Here is a 20671-nt window from a genome sequence, read left to right as displayed (position 1 = left end):
TGATTGTCTAACTATAGGCATGAAGTCCGGCCTCGTCAAGCCATCGGCAAGGTTTTCAGCGCGGCATTATCATGTTTTTCTTTTCAATAGATCGAGGCGTCTTCCATGACCATATCAATCACCGAGGTCCTGCGCATCGCCGCCTTTTCCGACGGCGACCGGGGCGGCAATCCGGCCGGGGTCTGGATCGGTCCTGCGCTGCCGCCCGAGGCGGAGATGCAGCGCCTGGCGCATGCCGTGGGCTTTTCCGAAACCGCCTTCGCCGCGCGCAGCGGGGAGGGGTTCCGCGTGCGTTACTTCTCGCCCGAGGCCGAGGTGCCGTTCTGCGGCCATGCCACCATCGCCCTCGGCGCCGCGCTGGCGCGCGAAGCCGGCGACGGCGTCTATCCGCTGGCCCTGAACCAGGCCGCCATCACCGTCGAGGGCCGGCGCGAGGGCGGCCTGAGCGCCGCCGCCCTGCAGTCGCCGCCGACCCGCAGTGCGCCGGCGGATCCGCGACTGGTGGCCGAGGCGCTGGACCTGTTCGGCTATCGGGAGGCCGACCTCGATTCGCGGTTGCCGCCCGGCCTGGCGCATGCCGGCAATGACCACCTGGTGCTGGCCCTGCAAAGCCGCGAGCTGCTAGCCGCGATGCGCTACGACCTGGAGGCGGGCCGCACATTGATGCGAACCTGGAACATGCCGACCATCGTGCTGGCCTGGGCGGAGAGCGCGCGCCTGTTCCATACCCGTAACCCCTTCGCCTTCGGCGGCGTCTACGAGGACCCGGCCACCGGTTCCGGCACCGCCGCCCTGGCCGGCTATCTGCGCGACCTCGGCTGGCCGCACGGCGGCGCCATCGACGTGGTGCAGGGCGAGGACATGGGCATGCGTTCGCGCCTGCGCGCGGAGATCGGCGCGACGAAGGGCGGCTCGATCCGGGTGGCGGGCACGGCGCGCTTCATGTAATGCCTGGAAACTAAACGTACGGATGTTCGGAAATTCATGAATAGGGGGTAAAAAGCGCCTTTCCTTAAAGCTTAGGTTTTCATTTGAAGGTTTGATAATTCTCTTAACGAGAAAACGTTATTCAATTACTCAAGGAAGCCCGCCATGGAAATGCGCCCACCCGCCGCCCTGTCCGCAAATTTTCTCCGCGAAGGCATGAAGACTGAACGCCTGCCGTTCACGGTCCGCCGCGTCGAAACCGAGGCCGCATTGAAGAAGGCCGTCGCGATCCGCCATGCGGCCTATGCGCGCCATGTCCCCGAATTCGCGCGCACCCTGATGGTGCCGGAAGCCTGCGATTACGAAGAAGATACCGTCGTGCTGCTGGCGGAGTCCAAGCTCGATGGCACGGCGATCGGCACCGCGCGCCTGCAAACCAATATCTACCGTCCGCTGCATCTGGAAGAGTCGGTGCAACTGCCGGACTGGCTGCAGGGCCGTGCCCTGTGCGAAGTCGAGCGCCTGGGCGTGGGTGAAGGGCGCATCGGCCATATGGTCAAAGTCGCGTTGATGAAAGCCTTTTTCGACTTCTGGGAACAGAGCGGCACCGATTTCGCCGTGGTCGCCGGCCGCAATCCGGTCGACCGCCAGTACGAGCAACTGCTGTTCAAGGATGTTTTCGGCGAAAATGAAATGGTCCCGCTGCGCAATACGGGCAATATCCCGCACCGCGTCATGGCCTTCGAGATCGCCACTGCCGAGGAACGCTGGCGCGCCGCCAATCACCCGCTGCTGAAGTTTTTCCGCGAGACCCATCACCCGGACATCGACATCGGCCTGGTCTTGCCGCAGCGTGGTCTGCCCACCACACAAAGCGCCATGCGCGCGCCCGCGGCAATGCCGCTGACCCAGTTCGCAGCTGCCTGAACAAAATATTGCTGACCGCATTAGCGGCAGGCTGTATCCTTACGGAAATGCCAGGCGCCGGCACAAAGCCGGCGTCCGTTCGTCCGACCGATACAGTTTATGCCCCAGCCGCCCAGTCCAGCACGAATACCGATCTCCGCCTATCCTGACCGCCTGCTGCGGGCCATGATGCGCCTGCTCTCGGTCTACTTCGTGCCGGTCGGCGTGCTGCTGGTTTCCGTGCTGGCCTACGCTTCCTGGAATAACCATTACGTGGCCAGCGGCGATGTCGCGCTGCCGGTGCGTGTACTCGCCGAGAGCGGCGGCCCGCTCGACCCCGCATCCGCACTGCGCGAACTGGCCGGCGTGCCCGCGGTCGAGCGCTACGACACCCACCTGGCCGAAACGCCTGTCTGGTTTGCGGTGCGGCCCCGCGACCTGCCGGGCGGCCCCCAGGTCATCGAGTTCCCTTCGCGTCACGCGATCGATATCAGCTGCTGGGATGCCGCCAGCCTGGCATCGCTGGGCAGCGCCTCCCATGAGGCGGCCAATGGCGTGCTGTCGGCCGCCAAGGCCGGCTTCGCCCTGCGTCCGCTCACCGCCTCGTCCGAAGTGCTGTGCCGTGCACGCTTCACGGGGCCGGCGCGCCTGAGCGCGGTGCAATGGCCGGCCGCCGAGATGACACGGTCGATCCAGCAGTTCCACCGCAAGTCGGGCCTGCTCGACGGCGGCATGATCGTCCTGAGCCTGTTCATCCTGATCACCGCCCTGATCAACCGCCAGTTGCTCTACCTCGAGTTTGCGGCCTGGCTGATCCTGAATCTGCGCGTCGGTGCGATCTCGGCCGGCTGGGACATCCAGTGGCTGGGCCAGGCGCTGCCGCCCGGATGGCTGGTGCCGAGCAAGGCCGTGACCACGGCCCTGTACGCGATATCGACGCTGACCCTGTACATGACGCTGTTCGGCGCGGACCTCGCGAAGACTCGCTTCGCCCATCCGCTACGCGTGACGCAGTGGCTGGCGCTGACGCTGCTGCCGTTCTCGATCTGGCTGCCCTTCGGTTACTACCTGCCGGTGATGTGGGTGATCGTGGCGTCCGGGCTGACCCTGATGACGGCCGGCCTGATCAACCTGATGCTGCGTGACCGTGCGCGGGTGGCGATGTGGTTCGCGGCCTCGTTCGGCGTGACCTTCCTGTCCAGCCTTGCCGAAGTGGTGGCCGCGGCGCTCGGCATGCGCGAGTTGCTGAACCTGGCCAACGGCGTCACCGCGGCGCTGGCTTCAAGCCTGCTGGCGGCGCTGGCCATCGCCGAGCAGATGCGCATCGAAACCAGGGAACGCATCGCCGCCCAGGCCGAGCTCGAACATGCCTATGAGGCGATGCCGGTCGGCCTGTTCACGCTCGACCAGTACGGCGGCTTCCTGTCCGCCAATCCGGCGCTGCTGCGCATGCTCGCCTGCGACGCGCTGGCGCCGGGCCGCACGCGCTGGCAGCAGTTCTTCAGCGACGCCACCTGGAGCCGCATGCGCGAACAGGTGCAGTCCCAGCTCAGCGTCGAACTCGAGATCGACCCGCGCGAGGGCGAGCGCCGCTTCCTGGTGCGCGCCACCCTGGCGCACGGCCGCGTCGAAGGCGTCCTCGAAGACATCACCGAAAAGACCCGCGCCACCGAGCAGCTGCGCTTCATGGCCAACAACGACCCGCTGACCAAGGTCTTCAACCGCCGCGGCATCGAGAAGATGTTCGAGACGGTCGCCGCCGGCGCCGCGCCGGGCCGTCCGCTGACCCTGGCCTACCTCGACCTCGACCGGTTCAAACTCATTAACGATCTGTTCGGCCACGCCGCCGGCGATGAAGTCCTCAAGCAGGTCTGCGAGCGCGTGGCGATGACCCTGGCCGGCGGCCAGCAGATCGGCCGCGTGGGCGGCGACGAATTCGTGATCGTGATGCCGGATACGGCGATCTCGCTGGCCTCGCTGATCTGCCGCAGCATCGTCGACCGCATCGGCGGCTCGCCTTACCGCGTCGGCGACAAGGCCTTCCACGTGCGCGGCTCGGTGGGCCTGATCGAAGTGGCGCCGGGCATGGCCATGAAGGACGCCGTCTCGACCGCCGACCGCGCCTGCCGCGAAGCCAAGGACGGCAATACCGAAGGGCTGGTGGTGTACAAGCGCGGCTCGAGCGCCTTCCATGAGCGCGAGGCCGAGCTGAACCTGGTCGCGCGCCTGAACGGGCCGAACGCGACCGAGGGCATGTTCCTCGAGATGCAGCCGATCATGTCGCTGCGCGCACCGCATGAATCCTTGAATTTCGAGGTGCTGCTGCGCATGCGCGAGGCCGACGGCCGCGTGTCGCCGGCCGGCCCGCTGATCGCGGCGGCCGAGAAGAGCGGCAGGATGGGCGTGATCGACCGCTGGGTGCTGTCGAGCACCCTGTCCTGGATCGAAGACCATGTCGAGAAGCTGACGAATACCCGCTTCGTCTGCATGAACCTGTCGGGCGCCTCGCTGAACGACGAGCGCTTCGTGCAGGACACGCTGGAAATCCTGGCGCGCCACGAGCACGTGGCCAGCCGCCTGTGCATGGAGATCACGGAAAGCGTGGCGCTGCACGACTTGAACAATACGCGCCGCTTCATCGACCAGGTGCGCGCCTTCGGCGTGAAGGTGGCGCTGGACGACTTCGGCGCCGGCTACACCTCCTTCTCCTACCTGAAGGAACTGCCGGCCGACGTGCTGAAGATCGACGGTAACTTCATCGTCAACATCAACGCCCATCCGGCCAACGTCGCCATCGTCGAGGCGATCGTCAGCCTGGCGGTCAACCTGGGCATGAAGACGATTGCGGAGTGGGCCGAGGATGCCGACACGGTGCGCACCCTGGCCGAGATCGGCGTCGACTACGTGCAGGGTTACGCGATCGCGCGTTCGCAGCCGCCGGAAAAAATGCTGGCGGCGAGCTCCTCGGCCAGCTTCATCAAGGGCGAGGACGTGCTGCAGCTGGTGCGTACGCTGGGGGCGCCGGCCAACGAGCCGGCGCTCATGGATATCACGCCGCTGCGCGATTTACACTGATTAATTCAGGCCGGCCAGGCGCGGCCTGGCTTCCTGCAGGATCAGCATGCGGCGGGCTTCCTTCAGGGTGGCGATATCGCGCGACAGCGCGGCGGGACGCACTTCCTGCGGGCGCTTCCAGCTGGCATGGCGCAGCTCGGCGGGCGTCACGACGTGGCGTTGCCGCTGCGGCGTTTCGCTCGACAGTTTCACGGTCGACGCGCCGGCGTCGCAGGGCTGGTCGGTCAGGGTCACGTGGCCGGCCGAATCGACGCACTTCACGATCTCGTTTCCGGCCAGTGCGGACGCCATCGATGCCGATAGCGCGGCGGCGGCGAGAATGCTCAGCAGTTTGATGGGGCGCTTCATGATGTTCTCCTGTGGTATGGCCACAGTGTGCGCGCCGAGCCCGCCGTACTCTGTTATCTTCCTCACCTTGCCCGTAGGCCGCCTCGCCCCAGGGGTGTAGGACTTCCAGCCGTCCGAAGATTGCCTGATCGTGCATGACTATGCCATCATGCCCGGATGCAATTCGACCCAGACAACACAGCCAGCCAGGAGCTGCGCTACCGCGAACTTTTCCGGCAAGCGCCCGCCAGTCTCCAGATCCTCGCTCCCGGCGGCCGTACGCTGCGCGTCAACAAGGCCTGGGAAGCGCTGTGGCAGATCCACGAGGGCAGCGCGCTGCATGCCTTCATCCTGGGCGAATACAACGTGCTGAGCGACCCGCAACTGGTCGCCAGCGGCGTTGCCGGCTACCTGCGGCGCGCGCTGGCCGGGGAACCGGTCGAGATTCCGGCGATCCGCTACGACGTCGCCCGGCTCGAGGGCGGCGCCGCGCACGCGCGCTGGGTCACGGCGCGCGCCCACCCGATCAAGGACGGCAGCGGGGCGGTGCTCGAAGTGATGCTGATGCACGAGGACATCACCGACCGCGTCGTGGCCGAAAGCGCGCTGCGCGTGCGCGAACAGCGTTTCCGCTCGCTGGTGATGGCGACCTCGCAGATCGTCTGGACCAATACCGCCGACGGCCGCGTGCTGGAAGACTCGCCCTCGTGGCGCGCCTTCACCGGACAGAGCTACGAGGAGTGGAAGGAATACGGCTGGCTCGACGCCCTGCATCCGGACGACCGCGAGACCACCGCCCGGCTGTGGGCGCATTGCGTGGCGACCCGCGGCGTGTTCGAGACCGAGTACCGCCTGCGCCGCGCCGACGGCGCTTATCGCTGGACCGCGGTGAAGGGCGTGCCCATCGCCGACGAGGATGGCGCGGTCCGCGAATGGATAGGCGCCAACACCGACATCCACGACATGGTCATGTCGCAGGCCGAGCGCATGCGCCTGCTCGCCTCGCTGCAGGAGCAGGACCGGCGCAAGGACGAATTCCTGGCGATGCTGGCGCACGAGCTGCGCAATCCGCTCGCGCCGATCTCGGCGGCGGCGGACATGCTGAAGTTCGGCCGCGCCGGCGAGGACAGGGTGGCCAGGGCCAGTGAAGTCATCGGCCGCCAGGTGCGCCACATGACGGCCCTGGTCGACGACCTGCTGGACGTCTCGCGCGTCACGCGCGGCCTGATCCAGCTGGACTGCGCGCGGGTCGAGGTGGGCGCGATCGTCGCCAGCGCCGTCGAACAGGCGCGGCCCCTGTTCGAGGCGCGCGAGCAGGTGCTCGACATCGTGCCGGCGGCGGGCGATCCGGCCGTCAGCGGCGACGCCAAGCGCCTGGTGCAGGTGCTGGTCAACCTCTTGAACAATGCCGCCAAGTACACGCCGCGCGGCGGACGCATCCTGCTGTCCAGCGCATGCGAACACGGACAGGTGCGGATCGCCGTGCGCGACAACGGCATCGGCATCGACGCCCGCCTGCTGCCGCAGGTGTTCGACCTGTTCACCCAGGCCGAGCGCACGCCCGACCGCGCCCAGGGCGGCCTCGGCATCGGCCTGGCGCTGGTGCGAAATATCGTCGGCCTGCACGGCGGCACGGTCAGCGCCCACAGCGACGGGCCGGGCACGGGCAGCACTTTCACGATCAGCCTCGCGCTCAGTCCCGAAACCTCATAACGCACACGCCATGCAAGACGAACCCGCCATCCCGGCGCAGCGCTACCGGACCCTGTTCCAGCAGGCGCCTGTCAGCATCCAGATCCTGGCGCTGGACGGCCGCACGCTGGCCGTCAACAAGGCCTGGGAGAACCTGTTCCAGTTCCATGACGACCATCCGGTCAAGCAGATGTTCCTCAGCGGGGAGCTGAACGTCCTCACCGATCCGCAACTGGTCGCCAGCGGCGTCACGGCATGGCTGCGGCGCGCGCTGGATGGCGAATCGGTCGAGATTCCGCCGATCCGTTTCGACGTCTCGCGCTTCGACGGTGCGGCGCAGGCGCGCTGGGTGAAGGCGCTGGCCCACCCGGTCAAGGACGAACATGGCAAGGTGGTCGAAGTCATGCTGATGCACGACGATATCACCGAGCAGGTGGAGGCGCAGGCCGAGCTGGCCCAGCGCCTCGACCGCGAGAAGCGCAATTCGGCCCTGCTGGCCAAGGTAGCCCAGGCCTCGCGCACGCTGAACACCGCGCTGTCCTCGCAGCAGATCGCCGAGGCCCTGGTGGAGGAGGTGCGCGCGATCCTGGAGGTGCACCATGCGGGCGTGTCGCTGAGCGAGGGTGCGCATCTGCGCCAGGCCGTCAAGGCGGTCTCGCGCGCCGCGGATGCCGCCGAGCCGCCGCTGATGCGCGCGCGCCTGGCGGTGCCGCTGGTCGACCGCAAGGGCCACAACATCGGCCTGATCGAGGCCTGGGACAAGCACCAGGGCGAATTCACCGAAGAAGACGAGGCCATCCTCGTGCAACTGGCGTCGATCGCATCGAACGGCTTCGAGAACGCCGGCCTGTATGGCTCGCTGCAGGAGCAGGACCGGCGCAAGGACGCGTTCCTGGCCACGCTGGCGCAGGAGCTGCGCACGCCGCTGGCGCCGATCGCGCTGGCGATGGACGTGCTGAAAACCACCGGCGCCGGCGACTTGCGGGTGCTGAAGGCGAGCGAAGACATCGGCCGCCAGGTGCGGCATCTGGGCTCGCTGGTCGACGACCTGCTGGACGTGTCGCGCGTCATGCGCGGCCAGATCCAGCTGGAACGGACCCGGGTCGAGCTCGAGACCATCGTTGCCGGCGCGGTCGCGCAGGTGCGGCCGCTGATGGAGGCGCGCGGCCATGCGCTGGTGGTGGAGCAGGAAGCGGGTAATACGGCCGTGATCGGCGACGCCAGGCGCCTGGTGCAGGTGCTCGTGAGCCTGCTCGACAATGCGGCCAGGTACACGCCGCCGGGCGGGCGGATCGTGCTGTCGGTGACGCTCAAGGCGCCGGCGGTCAGGATCGCCGTGCGCGACGACGGCGCCGGCATCGAGCCGAGGCTGCTGCCGCACGTGTTCGACCTGTTCAGCCGCGGCGAGCACGCGCCGGAACGGATCCGCGGCGGCCTGGGCATCGGCCTGGCGCTGGTGCAGAATATCGTCGTCCTGCACGGCGGGACGGTGGCCGCGCACAGCCAGGGACCGGGCAAGGGCAGCACCTTCACGGTGAGCCTTGCCACGGTCCCTGTCTGAGAGCGGCTTTAGGGCTTAGGCAGCCTTAGCGGCGGTTCGGGTTGTTCGGATGGTCGTCCATCCGGTTAGGCACGCCGTCGCCATCGCGGTCGCGGTCGCGGCCGTTGCGGATGCCGTCGCCGTCACGGTCGCCGCGGCGCCAGCCGCCGCTTTCCATCACCCAGCGGCCGTCGCGCTCGACCCAGGTCGGGGCGTTGTAGGCATAGCCGTGGCGCTCGCGCAGCCAGGTGCCGCGGGTCCACACGTAACGGCCGTGACGGTATTCCCAGTGGCCCGGGGCCCAGACGTAGCCGCGGCGCGGCGCCGGAACACGTTCGACGCGCGGCGCCGGCGGGGCTTCGCGCACGATGATGGTCTGGGCCGAGGCCGTGACCGGCACGGCGAGGCCGCCGAAGGAGCCGGCGAGCAGGCTGGCGATCAGGAGTTTCTGGATCTTGGTCATTGTGTCCTCCTTGTAGAGTTATGTTGCAGGTCAACTCTACGCCCTTGTCGCGTGCTCGACTGTGCGCCGCCTAACGCCGCCCGGCCACCGCCGGCTGGCTCAGGCGGACACCAGCTTCGAAAAGCGCGCCAGGTCGACGTTGCCGCCGCTGATCAGGATGCCGACTTTCTTGCCGGCCATGGGTACCACGCCCGCATCTGACGCCCCATAAAGGGCAGCCGCCGCGGCCAGGCAGCCGGTCGGCTCGACGATCGTCTTCATGCGCTCGGCAAAGAATTTCATGGTCTCGACCAGCTGGGCGTCGCTGACGGTGACGATGTCCGACACCAGCTTCTGGATGACGGCAAAGTTGTGCTGGCCCAGGTGGCTGGTCTGGGCGCCGTCGGCGATGGTCTGCGGCACGCCGATGTCGACGATCCGGCCGCCGCGCAGCGATTGCTGGCCATCGTTGCCGGCTTCCGGCTCGACGCCGATCACGGTGCAGTTCGGCGACAGCTTCGAGGCCGCCAGCGCGCAGCCGGCCAGCAGGCCGCCGCCGCCGAGCGGCACCAGCAGGATGTCCAGCTCGCCGACTTCGTCGAACAGCTCCTTGGCGGCCGTGCCCTGGCCCGCGATCACGTCCGGATGGTCGTAGGGCGGGATCAGGGTCATGCCGCGTTCCTGGGCCAGGCGGGCGCCGATCTGTTCGCGGTTTTCGGTGTAGCGGTCGTAGAAGATCACTTCGCCGCCATAGCCCTGGGTGGCGCGCACCTTCAGCTCCGGCGCATCCTTCGGCATGATGATGGCGGCCTTGATGCCGGCCAGCCTGGCCGACAGCGCGATCGCCTGGGCGTGGTTACCCGACGAGAAGGTCAGCACGCCGGCCTGGCGCTGCGCCTCGCTGAACTTCGAAATGGCGTTGCAGGCGCCGCGGAACTTGAAGGCGCCCATGCGCTGGTAGTTCTCGGCCTTGAAGAACAGCTGCGCGCCGGCCATGGCGTCGGCGGTGCGCGAGCGCAGGACCGGCGTGCGGTGGGCCGCGCCTTCGATGCGGGCGGCGGCCTGTTCGACGTCGGAATAGGAGAGTTCGATGGTGTCTTGCATGGCGGTTCGAAGTGGATGGTTCAGGAAGCCAGCGGGAAGGAAAACTGCAGCACCAGCCCGCCGCCGTCGCGGTTGCGCACCTGCAGCTCGGCGTTATGGCGGGTGATGACGCGCTCGACGATCGCCAGGCCCAGGCCGGCGCCGTTGGCCTGGCCGCGCGCGCTGTCCAGGCGGGTGAAGGGCCGCAGCAGCAGCTGGATCTGGTCCTCGGGCACGCCGACCCCATGGTCGCCGATCTCGACCACCGCGCGGCGGCCGTGGCCCGTCATCTTGACCTGGCAGGCGATGTCGATTTCGGTGATGTCCGCGCCAGGGTTCTTGCCGTAGCGGCGCGCGTTCTCGATCACGTTGTTGATCACGCGGCGCAAATCGGTGCCGTTGGCCGGCACGTGGATGCCCGGCTCGATGGCGGTGGCGATGCGCACGTCCGGCAGGCGGGCGGCTGCGTGCGCGCAGTCTTCCAGCAGCTCGGACAGGTCGACCGGCACGAAGGTGGCGGCCTCGGTCGGGCGTGCGAAGTCGAGGAACTGGCCGATGATGGCGTCCATCTGCGCGATGTCGGACTGCATGCCCTCGCGCGCCTCCTGCGGCAGGTTGGCCATCTCGACCTCCAGCTGCATGCGCGCCAGCGGCGTGCGCAGGTCGTGCGAGATGCCGGCCAGGATGATCGCGCGGTCCTTCTCGAGCTGCTGCAGGTCGTCCACCATCTGGTTGAAGCTGCGGTTGGCCTCGATGATCTCCTGCGAGCCTTTTTCGGGCAGGGGAGATGGGCGCTTGCCCTGGGCGATCGAACGCGCGGCGGCGGTCAGGCGCGCCAGCGGCCGGTTGATCAGGGTCGAGATCAGGGCCGCGCCCAGCAGCGACAGCGCGCCGACCACCGTGGCCCAGCCCAGCCACTGCACGCGGGTGAGGCCGGCCAGGCGGTCGCGTTCCAGCATCAGCCAGTATTTGTCGCCGTCGATGTCGAAGCTGACCCAGAAGCCAGGCATGTCGTTCACCTTGCGCGAGAAGCGGGTGTCCTTGCCGAGGCGCTGGCGGACCATGGCGGCGATCTCCGGCATCAGCGCGTTGGAGGGCGGCGGTTCGACCTTGTCGTCGGGTTCGAGCGTGAGGATGCGGATGCCTTCGTTCGAGACCAGTTCGAACAGCAGTTCGGTGCGCAGGTCGGGCGCCGAGTGGGTCAGCGCGGCCTTGGTGAGCGTGACCACCGATACCAGCAGCTCCGCCGTCTGTTCCGCCTGCGGGCCGCGCTGGAACACGTTGATCATGCCGATCCACGAGGCCATCGACAGGCCCGTCAGGAAGGACAGCAGCAGGAAGGTGCGCCAGAACAGGCCGCTCTTCATGCGGCCGAACAGGCGCGTGCGTGGCGCTTCGGACGTCAAAGGGGACACTTAGCGCGGCTGGCCTTCCGGAATGAACACGTAGCCCAGGCCCCACACGGTCTGGATGTACAGCGGGCTGGAAGGATCCGGCTCGATCAGCTTGCGCAGGCGCGAGATCTGCACGTCCAGCGAGCGGTCGAACACCTCGTACTCGCGGCCGCGCGCCAGTTCCATCAGCTTCTCGCGCGACAGCGGCTGGCGCGCATGGCGGGCGAACACCTTCAGCACCGAGAATTCGCCGGTGGTGAGGGGGACCGTCTCGCCGTTTTTCTTGAGCGTGCGGGTGCCGAGGTCGAGCACGAAGTCGCCGAACTCGAAGGTCTGCGGGGTCTCGGACGGCGCGCCGGGGATCTCGTCCGGGCCCTTGCGGCGCAGGACCGCGTTGATGCGGGCCACCAGTTCGCGCGGGTTGAAGGGCTTCGGCAGGTAATCGTCGGCGCCCATCTCGAGGCCGACGATGCGGTCCACGTCCTCGCCCTTGGCGGTCAGCATGATGATCGGGGTCTGGTCGCCGGCGCCGCGCAGGCGGCGGCAGATCGACAGGCCGTCCTCGCCGGGCAGCATCAGGTCCAGCACCAGCAGGTCGTAGCGCTCGCGCAGCCACAGCTTGTTCATGGCCGGCGCGCTTTCCGCCGTGACCACCTGGAAGCCCTGTTCGGTCAGGTAACGGCGCAGCAGGTCGCGCAGGCGCACGTCGTCGTCGACCACCATGATTTTCGCGGAATGACCGTTGTTCTGGCCTGCGTTATTCGAGCTTGTTGCATTCATGAGTCTGTCAGGATTTGTCAGATTGATGTCGCTATGGTAACTTCATATGCCGTCGCGGACAGGAGATATTGCTGAGGCATTACATTGTGTTACAAACTTTACCCAATTAGCCTTATACCTGCAGTGGAATCCAAATACACTGGTTTCACGTCGAAACTGAATTACCAGCTTAGCTTATCTCCTTACTTGGCATCGCGGAAGAGGCACACCATGAACAGCGTCACTAACCATCATGCAGGAACGAGGACCGGGCAATTTGCCCGCCGCGCGCTTCGCAGTGCGTTGGCGTGCGCTTTGGTCCTGGGCGCATCGGGCGCCGCGTTTGCGCAGCAGTATGGCGACCACCAGAACGACCGGCGCGACAATCCGGCCATGCAGTCGGACCGCGGCGGCGACCGCGGCGATCGCGGCGGGCGCTACCTGTCGCCGGAGCGCGATCCGCGCTATGACGTGCGGGCCTACGAAGAACAGCGCCGCATGCAGCAGCAGTACCAGCAACAGCAGCAGGAACAGCGCGAGCGCCGCAACAGCGGCCGCATGACCCCGGACGAGCGCCGCGACCTGCGCCGCCAGATCAACGAAGCGGGCATGGACCTGTATCCACCGCGCCGCTGAGCGCGGTTTTATTTCTCCTGTTGCAATCGAGTTGCCAGATGTTTATTTAGTCTCGGCAACGTGATACGCTAACCAGTCATGCCCTGGCCCAAACGTCGCCGGGGTCAATCTGGACTGGGAGTTCCACGTGTCTACGGATTTTGCCGCCGCTCCGCCGGCGCAAGCACAAGGGGCCCGCTTTGCATCCGCCGGCCCCGAACACTGCATCGCCAAGCGCCCTGACGGCGTGTACGCCGATCCCGCGGTGCTCGGCACCACCCTGGTCGCCGCCATCGACAGCATCTTCCGCGGCGGCCACTATCTCGCCGGCGTCGACTATCCCGTTTTCCTCAAGGCCCTGTTCGACCACGGTCCGGCGCTGCCGAAGTCCGCGGACGGCGAGACCCGGGTCCGCATCGCCGACGACATCCTTCCCTTCGATCCCGCCCGTCGCGAGCTGTACCGCGCGGTCAAGATCGACAAGGGCTACGCCGAATACTATTTCGAGCCGGTCTGGCTGCCGGATGCGGCCGACCCGGATGGCCCCGGCCTGCCGGCCAGGCTGGATCCTGACGAATTGGTGGCCGACATGTGGATCAAGGGCATCCGCTTCGGGCTCGAGCTCGACGCCATCCGTGCCGCGATCGCCTCGAACAAGGCCGACCGCGTCACCGTCGCCCGCCGCCTCGAGCCGGTGCAGGGACAGGACGCGCGCATCGCCGAAGTCTCCGACGACATCCACCGCAACGACGCGCCGCGCGAGCTGGCCAACGGCCGCCTCGACCTGAACAGCTTCCAGAACCGCTTCCCCCAGATCCAGCCCGGCGTGCGCCTGCTGCAGAAGATCCCGCTGAGCGCCGGCACGCAGGGCTTCGAGATGAACGGCACGCCGCTGCCGGCCAAGCCCGGCGACGACCTCGACCTGGGCGCATACGCCGGTCCCGGCACCAAAGTGGAAAAGGGCAGGGACGGCGAATTCCTGGTCTCGCAGCAGACCGGCTTCCTGACGGTCGAGTCCTCGACCAGCAAGATCTCGGTGGACGACAAGATCGTCAGCCGCGACGGCGTCAGCGCCAAGACCACCGGCAACCTGCAGCTGAGCGGCGACTACGAGGAATTCGGCGAGGTCCAGGAAAAGCGCGTCATCGAAGGCGAGAGCATCACCGTGCACGGCGACGTGTTCGGGGTCCTGGCCTCGCGCGGCGGCAAGATCCTCCTGCATGCCAACCTGGTGGGGGGCAGCGCCCACAACAAGAAAGGCGACATCCGCGTGTTCGGCGTGGCCTCCGGCGCCATCCTGCATGCCGACGACGGCGCCATCGTGCTGGACCGCGCCGAGAACTGCGTGGTGTCCGGCACGCGCATCACGATCGCGCATGCGGTCAACTGCGAGATCATCGGCGACGAAGTGAACATCGGCCAGGCCGAGGGCAGCGCCATCGCGGGCCGCCGCGTGACGATCGAATGCGCGATGCCGCGCAAGCAGGGCGAGATGCTGGTCTACGTGCTGCGCCCGGAAGGCGCGAAGGTCGAGGAAATCATCGCCGCGATCGGCGCGCGCCTGGCGCAGTTCGGCGCACTGGCGGCGCGACAGAAGGCGCAGATGGCGACCCTGACGGCGCAGCCGGAAGTGCGCAGCTACCTGCTGCTGGCCTCGCGCGTGCGCAAGAACGAGATCAGCCTGACGCCCGAGCAGGCGCGCCAGTTCCAGCGCATGGCCCAGGACGTGGCGCCGGTGCTGAAGGCGATCGGCGAGGTGTCGGGCAAGATCAAGCAGCTCGAAGCCGACCAGGAAGAGGGCCGCAAGGTGCTGGCCGATCTCGAACGCCAGCGCCAGGACGCCTCCTGCGTGTCCGCCGTCACCGTGCGCCAGGTGCAGGGCGATACCCTGGTTCGCGTGCTCGGATTCAGCCCGGCGGCCGGGACTCCGTATATCATTGCACCGCGCGAAATCAAGGCGCGCCTGCGCGGGCCGCAGAACGGCGAAGGGCTGTTCGCAGGCGGCACGGGCGGCTTTGCATGGAGCAGCGAGCAGGGCGGCGCAGCGTGATGCGCGGCCCGACAACGATACCGAGAGAGGGGACCCGATGAACATGATGTATCCGAACTGCCGCCGCAGCCTGGTCGCGACGCTGGTGGCCGGCGCTTTCGTGGCGCTGCCGGCCGCCGCAGGTGCCGCAGCCGCCGCCAAGGCGACGCCGGCCAAGGCCCAGGGCAAGCCGACCGTGCTTGAAGCCGAGCGCTTCATCGCCGACGCCGAAGAGAAGCTCGAACAACTGGGCCTGGACGCCCAGCGCGCCGAATGGGTGGCCGAGAACTTCATCACGCTCGACACGCAGTCGATGACGGCCCAGGCCAACGAAGGCTTCCTGACCCTGAGCGGCGAGACCGCCCTGAAGGCGCGCCGCTACAAGGACCTGAAGCTGCCGGAAGCCAGCGCGCGCAAGCTGATGCTGCTGCAGCAGACCCTGATGCTGCCCGACGCGAAAGACCGCGGCACTTATGCGCGCCTGGCGGCCCACATGACCGGCGCCTATGGCTCGGCCAAGTACTGCCCTCCCGGTAAAGCCGACTGCATGCCGCTCGGCGAACTGGAAAAGGTGCTGGCCACCAGCCGCGACCCGAACCGCCTGAAGGAAGTCTGGCTCGGCTGGCACGCGCAGTCGCCGGCCTACAAGGACGACTACGTGAAATACGTCGAGGTGTCGAACAAGGGCGCCCGCGCGATGGGCTATGCCGACACCGGCGCGCTGTGGCGCTCGGGCTACGACATGAGCCCGGAAGCCTTTTCAAGCGAGATGGAGCGCCTGTGGCAGCAGGTCAAGCCGCTGTACGACTCGCTGCACACCTACACCCGCTTCAAGCTGCGCCAGGCCTACGGCGCCTCGGTGGTGCCGGCGACAGGCCCGATCCCGGCCCACCTGCTGGGGAATATGTGGGCGCAGAGCTGGGACAACCTGTATCCGCTGCTGAAGCCCGCCACCAAGGACGGCGGCGAAGACCTGACCGCGCTGCTGGAAGAGCGCAAGACCGATGCGAAGGCGATGACCCGCTACGCCGAGGGCTTCTACACCTCGCTCGGGATGCGCAAGCTGCCTGACACGTTCTGGGAGCGCTCGCTGCTGACCAAGCCGCGCGACCGCGAAGTCGTCTGCCATGCATCGGCCTGGGACCTGGACGGCAAGGACGACGTGCGCATCAAGATGTGCATCACCCCGACCGCCGAGGACTTCCGCGTCATCCACCATGAGCTGGGCCACCTGTACTACGACCTGGCCTACAGCGGCCAGTCGCCGATGTTCAAGAACGGCGCCAACGACGGCTTCCACGAAGCCATCGGCGACACCGTCGCGCTGTCGATCACCCCGGCCTACCTGAAGCAGGCGGGCCTGATGAAGACCGAGCCGGACCCGTCGCAGGACATCGGCCCGCTGCTCTACACCGCGCTGCAGAAGGTCGCCTTCCTGCCCTTCGGCTACATGGTCGACAAGTGGCGCTGGCAGGTGTATTCCGGCCAGGTCAAGCCGGCCGACTACGACAAGGCCTGGTGGGCGCTGAAGGAGCAGTACCAGGGCGTTTCGCGTCCCGCCCCGATGCTCGACAAGGGCTTCGACGCCGGCGCCAAGTTCCACGTCGCCAGCGACACCCCGTACGCGCGCTACTTCCTGGCCCACGTGCTGCAGTTCCAGTTCCACCGCGCGCTGTGCCGCGAAGCCGGCTACAACGGCCCGCTGAACCGCTGCTCGGTCTACGGCAACAAGGCCGCCGGCGCGAAGTTCCAGCAGATGCTGGCGATGGGCAAGTCGAAGCCGTGGCCGGAAGCGCTGAAAGCGGTGACCGGCGAGGACAAGATGGATGCGACGGCGATGCTGGATTATTTTGCGCCCTTGAAGGCCTGGCTGGATGCGCAGAACCGGGAGCTGGCGAAGACGGATGCTGCCGTCAAACCGTAATTTCTCCAACGTCGTCCCCGCGAAGGCGGGGACCCAAGTTCGTGGCACATCGCAAAACTTGGATTCCCGCCTTCGCGGGAATGACGTTTACGCGCTGCGGGTCCCTTCGAGCAGCGCATAACACTCTGCCGCATCCCCCGGCAAACCGGCAAACAGCCGCGCATCGCCATCCTCCAGCACGCCCTGCTCGACCAGCACCCGCAGCTTGCCCAGATAATCGACCAGCATCAGCAGCCTGCCCAGCGGCGACATCACCGCCCCCTTGCGCATCCCGCCCTGTTCATCCAGCGCCCGCACCACGCTCTCCGGGAAGTTCCACTCGCGCGCGATGCTGACGCTCAGGCGGCGGGTGTCGCGCCCCAGCTGGGCCCAGAACACGCCGGAGCCGAGCTGCGGCTCGCCCTTGGTTACCTGGTCCATGCTGCGCAGCGCCACGGTCAGGCCGACGTTCTGCAGCAGGGCCGCCAGGAAGGCGTCGAAGGGCTCGATGCCGAGCGCCGGCGCCATCTTGCGCGCGGCGACGGCGCAGCGTTCCGAGTGCTCCCACAAGATCGGCGCCAGGCGCCGCACGTAGTAGCCGGAGTGGACGTCGATGATGGGGCGGAAGGCGACCGTCGTGATCAGCTGGCGCAGGCCTTCCTGGCCGATCAGGATCACGGCCTGTTCGACGCTGGTCACGGACGCGCCGGTCGTCTGGTAGCAGCTGTTGGCAAGGCGGATCACCGCCGCCACCAGCACCACGTCGGACGAGATGGTGCGTGACAGGGCGCTGCCGGAAAAGGTCTCGCTGCGCAGGCTTTGCAGCAGCTGCGGGATCAGGCCCGGCATGCGGCGCACCAGCGCGGCGCCCGACTGCTGCGAGGAGAGGATCGCGGCCAGCGTCTCCAGCACCTGGGCTTCATGGGCGTTGAGTTCCAGGCCGCCTTCGTCGGCGCGCCCGAACAGCCAGGCGTTCCAGGCGGTGCCGGCCAGGTCGAGCAGTTCGAAGGGCACGGGCGGACGGGTCTTGCGTGCGTCGGCGGCCGGCATGGCGGCAGCGGCAGTGGGCGCGGGCGCCGCGGCCGGGACGGCAGGCGCGGCGGGACCCGGCCCGGGCGCGGAATCGGGCATCGGGGCCGCAGGCGGCACGTGCGTGGTCGGCGCCTGGCGCGCGGGCGCGGCAGGTCCGGAAATCAGGCGTCGCAGCCACCGGTACATGATCAGTTCCTCTTCAATTCGCTTGCGCACATGGGCGGACATTGTACCGGCGCAGAATGCTTAAGCAAACGGTTGCTGCTCTTTGGAAATGTTGACTGCACTCAATTGTCAAAACAGGCGTCCGGCTTAGCATGACATTCTTGAAGAAAGGACGCGCCATGCATGAGATTACGACTTTTTCCGGCCTCCAGGCGACCCAGTTCCTGAGCTTCACGCTCGGCGGCCTCGAATACGGTATCGACTTCGCAAAGGTGCAGGAATTGCGCGTGCTTAAGGCACTCGAGCGTTTTGCGGCAAGCGGCGAGATCATCGGCGGCGTGGCGGTGTCGCGCGGGGTCATCATCCCCCTGGTCGACATGCGCGTGGCCTGCGGCACCAGCCCGGACGCGCCCGATCCGATGACCGATGTGATCATCCTCAAGCTGACCAGCTGCGTGATGGGGATGGTGGTGGATGGCGTGACCGGCGTGCTGACGCTGCGGCCCGAGCAGGTGGCGCCGCTGCCGGCCGCGGGGGCCGAGGGCACGCGGCCCGATTACCTGCTCGGCCTGGGGCAGGCGGGCGGGCGGCGGCTGATCCTGGTGGATGTCGAGAAGCTGATGTCGGTGAACAGGCCGGCGGCTTCGCGGCAGGTGGCGTAACGTCGTTCCCGCGAAGGCGGGAACCCAAGTTTTTTTACCGTTTTGGTAGCGCATGCGAACTTGGATCCCCGCCTTCGCGGGGACGACGTTTACAAGCTAACTCAAGCCGCCAGCGCCTCCAGCTTCTCCTGCAACTCCAGCCACTCCTCCTCCAGCGTCCCCAGGTCCCGCACCAGGAAAGCCTGGTCCGCCACCAGCGTCTTCAGCTCCTCCTTCTTGTCCGCCTCGTAGACCGCCGGCTCCAGCAGGCGCGCGTCGACCTGCGCCTTGCGGGCGCTCAGCTTGGCCATCTGTTCGTCCAGGCGCTTGATGCGGTTTTCGATCGGCTTCCTGAGGGCGGCCAGGCGCTGGCGCTCCTCGGCGCCGGCGCGCTTCTGTTCCTTGCGATCGGCGGGGGCCACCGGTGCGGCCGCAACCGGCGCCGCGGGCGACGGCTTGGCGGCGACCTTGTCCTTGGCCGGCAGGCCGGCGGCCTCGTTGGCCTTGCCCAGCTTGGTCTTGAACAGCCAGTCCTTGTAGTCGTCGAGGTCGCCGTCGAAGGGCTGCAGGCGGCCGTCGGCGACGATGATGAACTCGTCGGTAGTGGCGCGCAACAGGTGGCGGTCGTGCGAGACGACGATCAGCGTGCCTTCGAACTGCGCCAGCGCCAGCGTCAGGGCTTCGCGCGTTTCCAGGTCCAGGTGGTTGGTCGGTTCGTCCAGCAGCAGCAGGTTCGGACGCTGCCACACGATCAGCGCCAGCGCCAGGCGCGCCTTTTCGCCGCCGGAGAAGGGCTTGATCGGGCTGGTTACCATATCGCCCGGGAAGTTGAAGCCGCCCAGGAAGTTGCGCAGCTCCTGGTCGCGCACGGTCGGCGCCAGCTTTTGCATGTGCCACAGCGGCGACTCGTCGTGGCGCAGCATCTCGACCTGGTGCTGGGCGAAGTAGCCGACCACCAGGCCCTTGCCGAGCGTGGCCTCGCCCGTCAGCGGCGCCAGTTCGCCGGCGATGGTCTTGATCAGCGTCGATTTGCCGGCGCCGTTCACGCCCAGCAGGCCGATACGCTGGCCGATGGTCAGCGAGAAGGTGATGCCATGGACGATGGGCTTGGCGCCGACCTTGTCGCCATGCTCGTCGAGGACGGGATAGCCTGCATCGACGCCGTCCATCACCAGCAGCGGATTCGGGGCGGCCAGCGGGTCGCGGAACTCGAACGAGAATTCGGCGGCGGCGCGCAGCGGGGCCAGCTCTTCCATCCTGGCCAGGGCCTTGATCCGGCTCTGGGCCTGGCGCGCCTTGGTGGCCTGGGCCTTGAAGCGGTCCACGAACGACTGCAGGTGGGCGCGGGTGCGCTGCTGCTTTTCGAAGGCGGCGGCGGCCAGCACCAGGGCGGCGGCGCGCTGGCGCTCGAAGCCCGAGTAGTTGCCCGAGTAGCGTTTCAGCTTGCGCTCGTCGATGTGCACGATCACGTTGACGATTTCGTCGAGGAAGTCGCGGTCGTGCGAGATGATGATCAGGGTGCCCGCATAGCGCTTCAGCCAGTCTTCCAGCCAGATGATGGCGTCGAGGTCGAGGTGGTTGGTCGGTTCGTCCAGCAGCAGCAGGTCGGAAGGGCACATCAGCGCCTGCGCCAGGTTCAGGCGCATGCGCCAGCCGCCCGAGAAGCTGGCCACCGGCTGCCGCATCTGGTCCAGCGTGAAGCCCAGGCCGATCAGCAGCTGTTCGGCGCGCGACTGCACGGTGTAGGCATCGGCGTCGGCCAGGTGGCTGTGGATCTCGCCCAGCGCGATGCCGTTTTCAGTCGTATGCGGCGCCGCCTCGAGCCGTTCCAGTTCGGCCTGCAGATTGCGCAGGTTGACGTCGCCGTCGATCGCGTACTCGAGCGCGGGCCGGTCCAGCGCCGGGGTTTCCTGGGCCACGTAGGCCATGCGCCAGCGTTGCGGGAAATCGATCGCGCCCTGGTCCGGATGCAGCTCGTTGCGCAGCATGCCGAACAGGCTGGATTTGCCGGCGCCGTTGGCGCCGATCAGGCCGATCTTGTCGCCGGGATTGAGGGTGAGGTCGGCGTCTACCAGCAGCGGCTTGGTGCCGCGCATGAGACTGACGTTGGAGAATCGGATCATCGGGAAACCAGTTATCTT

At 67.4% G+C, this 20671-nt stretch carries 16 protein-coding genes; 9 read left to right on the top strand and 7 right to left on the bottom strand.

Annotated features, from left to right (window positions below; genetic code table 11):
- The first annotated feature begins 105 nt into the window (after window positions 1-105).
- From ACFPO9_RS08465 to ACFPO9_RS08455, 3 genes are all read left to right on the top strand, one after another.
- On the top strand, window positions 106-948 hold the full coding sequence (locus ACFPO9_RS08465; RefSeq protein WP_379769433.1) for a PhzF family phenazine biosynthesis protein: 843 nt from the start codon (window positions 106-108) through the stop codon (window positions 946-948).
- A gap of 195 nt (window positions 949-1143) precedes the next feature.
- Entirely contained in the window at window positions 1144-1854 is a 711-nt protein-coding gene (locus ACFPO9_RS08460) for a hypothetical protein (protein ID WP_379769431.1), read from the top strand.
- 99 nt (window positions 1855-1953) lie between these two features.
- Window positions 1954-4908, top strand: a complete 2955-nt coding sequence (locus ACFPO9_RS08455) for an EAL domain-containing protein (protein ID WP_379769429.1) — start codon at window positions 1954-1956, stop codon at window positions 4906-4908.
- On the opposite strand, the gene ACFPO9_RS08450 is transcribed toward ACFPO9_RS08455, so the two are convergent.
- The gene (locus tag ACFPO9_RS08450) at window positions 4909-5256 is read right to left on the bottom strand and encodes a DUF4124 domain-containing protein (protein ID WP_379769426.1); all 348 of its coding nucleotides are present in this window, start codon (window positions 5254-5256) and stop codon (window positions 4909-4911) included. It lies immediately after the preceding gene.
- 156 nt (window positions 5257-5412) lie between these two features.
- Between ACFPO9_RS08450 and ACFPO9_RS08445 the strand changes: the two genes are divergently transcribed.
- Together ACFPO9_RS08445 and ACFPO9_RS08440 are read left to right on the top strand one after the other, a co-directional pair.
- Window positions 5413-6948, top strand: coding sequence for a sensor histidine kinase (locus ACFPO9_RS08445; protein ID WP_379769424.1), 1536 nt, complete (start codon window positions 5413-5415; stop codon window positions 6946-6948).
- Window positions 6949-6958: 10 nt separating this feature from the next.
- Complete coding sequence (locus tag ACFPO9_RS08440) at window positions 6959-8488, top strand: sensor histidine kinase (protein ID WP_379769422.1); 1530 nt, start codon at window positions 6959-6961, stop codon at window positions 8486-8488.
- A 25-nt stretch (window positions 8489-8513) separates the two neighbouring features.
- On the opposite strand, the gene ACFPO9_RS08435 is transcribed toward ACFPO9_RS08440, so the two are convergent.
- The 4 genes from ACFPO9_RS08435 to ompR all read right to left on the bottom strand — a co-directional run bounded on the left by ACFPO9_RS08435 (window position 8514) and on the right by ompR (window position 12166).
- Window positions 8514-8930, bottom strand: a complete 417-nt coding sequence (locus ACFPO9_RS08435) for a YXWGXW repeat-containing protein (protein WP_379769420.1) — start codon at window positions 8928-8930, stop codon at window positions 8514-8516.
- A gap of 99 nt (window positions 8931-9029) precedes the next feature.
- On the bottom strand, window positions 9030-10013 hold the full coding sequence (locus ACFPO9_RS08430) for a threo-3-hydroxy-L-aspartate ammonia-lyase (RefSeq protein WP_379769417.1): 984 nt from the start codon (window positions 10011-10013) through the stop codon (window positions 9030-9032).
- A gap of 20 nt (window positions 10014-10033) precedes the next feature.
- Window positions 10034-11359, bottom strand: a complete 1326-nt coding sequence (locus ACFPO9_RS08425) for a sensor histidine kinase (RefSeq protein ID WP_379769754.1) — start codon at window positions 11357-11359, stop codon at window positions 10034-10036.
- Window positions 11360-11407: 48 nt separating this feature from the next.
- Window positions 11408-12166 (bottom strand): osmolarity response regulator transcription factor OmpR, encoded by a 759-nt coding sequence (ompR, locus tag ACFPO9_RS08420; protein WP_230029935.1) that lies wholly within the window; start codon window positions 12164-12166, stop codon window positions 11408-11410.
- A gap of 294 nt (window positions 12167-12460) precedes the next feature.
- On the opposite strand from ompR, the gene ACFPO9_RS08415 reads away from it, so the two are divergent.
- The 3 genes from ACFPO9_RS08415 (at window position 12461) to ACFPO9_RS08405 (ending at window position 16713) form a co-directional block, all read left to right on the top strand.
- On the top strand, window positions 12461-12781 hold the full coding sequence (locus ACFPO9_RS08415; RefSeq protein ID WP_379769414.1) for a hypothetical protein: 321 nt from the start codon (window positions 12461-12463) through the stop codon (window positions 12779-12781).
- Between the two features lie 127 nt (window positions 12782-12908).
- Entirely contained in the window at window positions 12909-14810 is a 1902-nt protein-coding gene (locus ACFPO9_RS08410) for a flagellar assembly protein A (protein ID WP_379769412.1), read from the top strand.
- Between the two features lie 37 nt (window positions 14811-14847).
- Complete coding sequence (locus tag ACFPO9_RS08405) at window positions 14848-16713, top strand: M2 family metallopeptidase (RefSeq protein WP_379769409.1); 1866 nt, start codon at window positions 14848-14850, stop codon at window positions 16711-16713.
- A gap of 87 nt (window positions 16714-16800) precedes the next feature.
- Here the strand turns inward: ACFPO9_RS08405 and ACFPO9_RS08400 are convergent, their stop codons facing one another.
- Window positions 16801-17910 carry an HDOD domain-containing protein gene (locus ACFPO9_RS08400; protein WP_379769407.1) on the bottom strand — a complete coding sequence of 370 codons (1110 nt, stop codon included), beginning with the start codon at window positions 17908-17910 and terminating at the stop codon, window positions 16801-16803.
- A gap of 158 nt (window positions 17911-18068) precedes the next feature.
- Here ACFPO9_RS08400 and ACFPO9_RS08395 point away from each other — a divergent pair, with 158 nt between their 5' ends.
- A complete protein-coding gene (locus tag ACFPO9_RS08395) occupies window positions 18069-18551 on the top strand; it encodes a chemotaxis protein CheW (RefSeq protein WP_379769404.1) in 483 nt (160 codons plus the stop codon).
- A gap of 101 nt (window positions 18552-18652) precedes the next feature.
- Here ACFPO9_RS08395 and ACFPO9_RS08390 read toward each other — a convergent pair whose 3' ends face one another.
- Entirely contained in the window at window positions 18653-20653 is a 2001-nt protein-coding gene (locus tag ACFPO9_RS08390; protein ID WP_379769402.1) for an ATP-binding cassette domain-containing protein, read from the bottom strand.
- Window positions 20654-20671: the final 18 nt, after the last annotated feature.

It is taken from the genome of Massilia aerilata, assembly GCF_042656905.1.
Taxonomy (GTDB): Bacteria; Pseudomonadota; Gammaproteobacteria; order Burkholderiales; family Burkholderiaceae_D; genus Telluria; species Telluria aerilata.
Note: the sequence above shows the minus strand (reverse complement) of the source record. Positions and strands in the feature narration are given on the sequence as shown.

What these genes read in the sequence shown, in the direction of transcription:
- ACFPO9_RS08465 (WP_379769433.1), top strand. Translation starts at nt 106, where the DNA reads ATGACCATATCAATCACCGAGGTCCTGCGCATCGCCGCCTTTTCCGAC.
- ACFPO9_RS08460 (WP_379769431.1), top strand. Translation starts at nt 1,144, where the DNA reads ATGAAGACTGAACGCCTGCCGTTCACGGTCCGCCGCGTCGAAACCGAG.
- ACFPO9_RS08455 (WP_379769429.1), top strand. Translation starts at nt 1,954, where the DNA reads ATGCCCCAGCCGCCCAGTCCAGCACGAATACCGATCTCCGCCTATCCT.
- ACFPO9_RS08450 (WP_379769426.1), bottom strand. Translation starts at nt 5,256, where the DNA reads ATGAAGCGCCCCATCAAACTGCTGAGCATTCTCGCCGCCGCCGCGCTA.
- ACFPO9_RS08445 (WP_379769424.1), top strand. Translation starts at nt 5,413, where the DNA reads ATGCAATTCGACCCAGACAACACAGCCAGCCAGGAGCTGCGCTACCGC.
- ACFPO9_RS08440 (WP_379769422.1), top strand. Translation starts at nt 6,959, where the DNA reads ATGCAAGACGAACCCGCCATCCCGGCGCAGCGCTACCGGACCCTGTTC.
- ACFPO9_RS08435 (WP_379769420.1), bottom strand. Translation starts at nt 8,930, where the DNA reads ATGACCAAGATCCAGAAACTCCTGATCGCCAGCCTGCTCGCCGGCTCC.
- ACFPO9_RS08430 (WP_379769417.1), bottom strand. Translation starts at nt 10,013, where the DNA reads ATGCAAGACACCATCGAACTCTCCTATTCCGACGTCGAACAGGCCGCC.
- ACFPO9_RS08425 (WP_379769754.1), bottom strand. Translation starts at nt 11,359, where the DNA reads ATGAAGAGCGGCCTGTTCTGGCGCACCTTCCTGCTGCTGTCCTTCCTG.
- ompR (WP_230029935.1), bottom strand. Translation starts at nt 12,166, where the DNA reads ATGAATGCAACAAGCTCGAATAACGCAGGCCAGAACAACGGTCATTCC.
- ACFPO9_RS08405 (WP_379769409.1), top strand. Translation starts at nt 14,848, where the DNA reads ATGAACATGATGTATCCGAACTGCCGCCGCAGCCTGGTCGCGACGCTG.
- ACFPO9_RS08400 (WP_379769407.1), bottom strand. Translation starts at nt 17,910, where the DNA reads ATGTACCGGTGGCTGCGACGCCTGATTTCCGGACCTGCCGCGCCCGCG.
- ACFPO9_RS08395 (WP_379769404.1), top strand. Translation starts at nt 18,069, where the DNA reads ATGCATGAGATTACGACTTTTTCCGGCCTCCAGGCGACCCAGTTCCTG.
- ACFPO9_RS08390 (WP_379769402.1), bottom strand. Translation starts at nt 20,653, where the DNA reads ATGATCCGATTCTCCAACGTCAGTCTCATGCGCGGCACCAAGCCGCTG.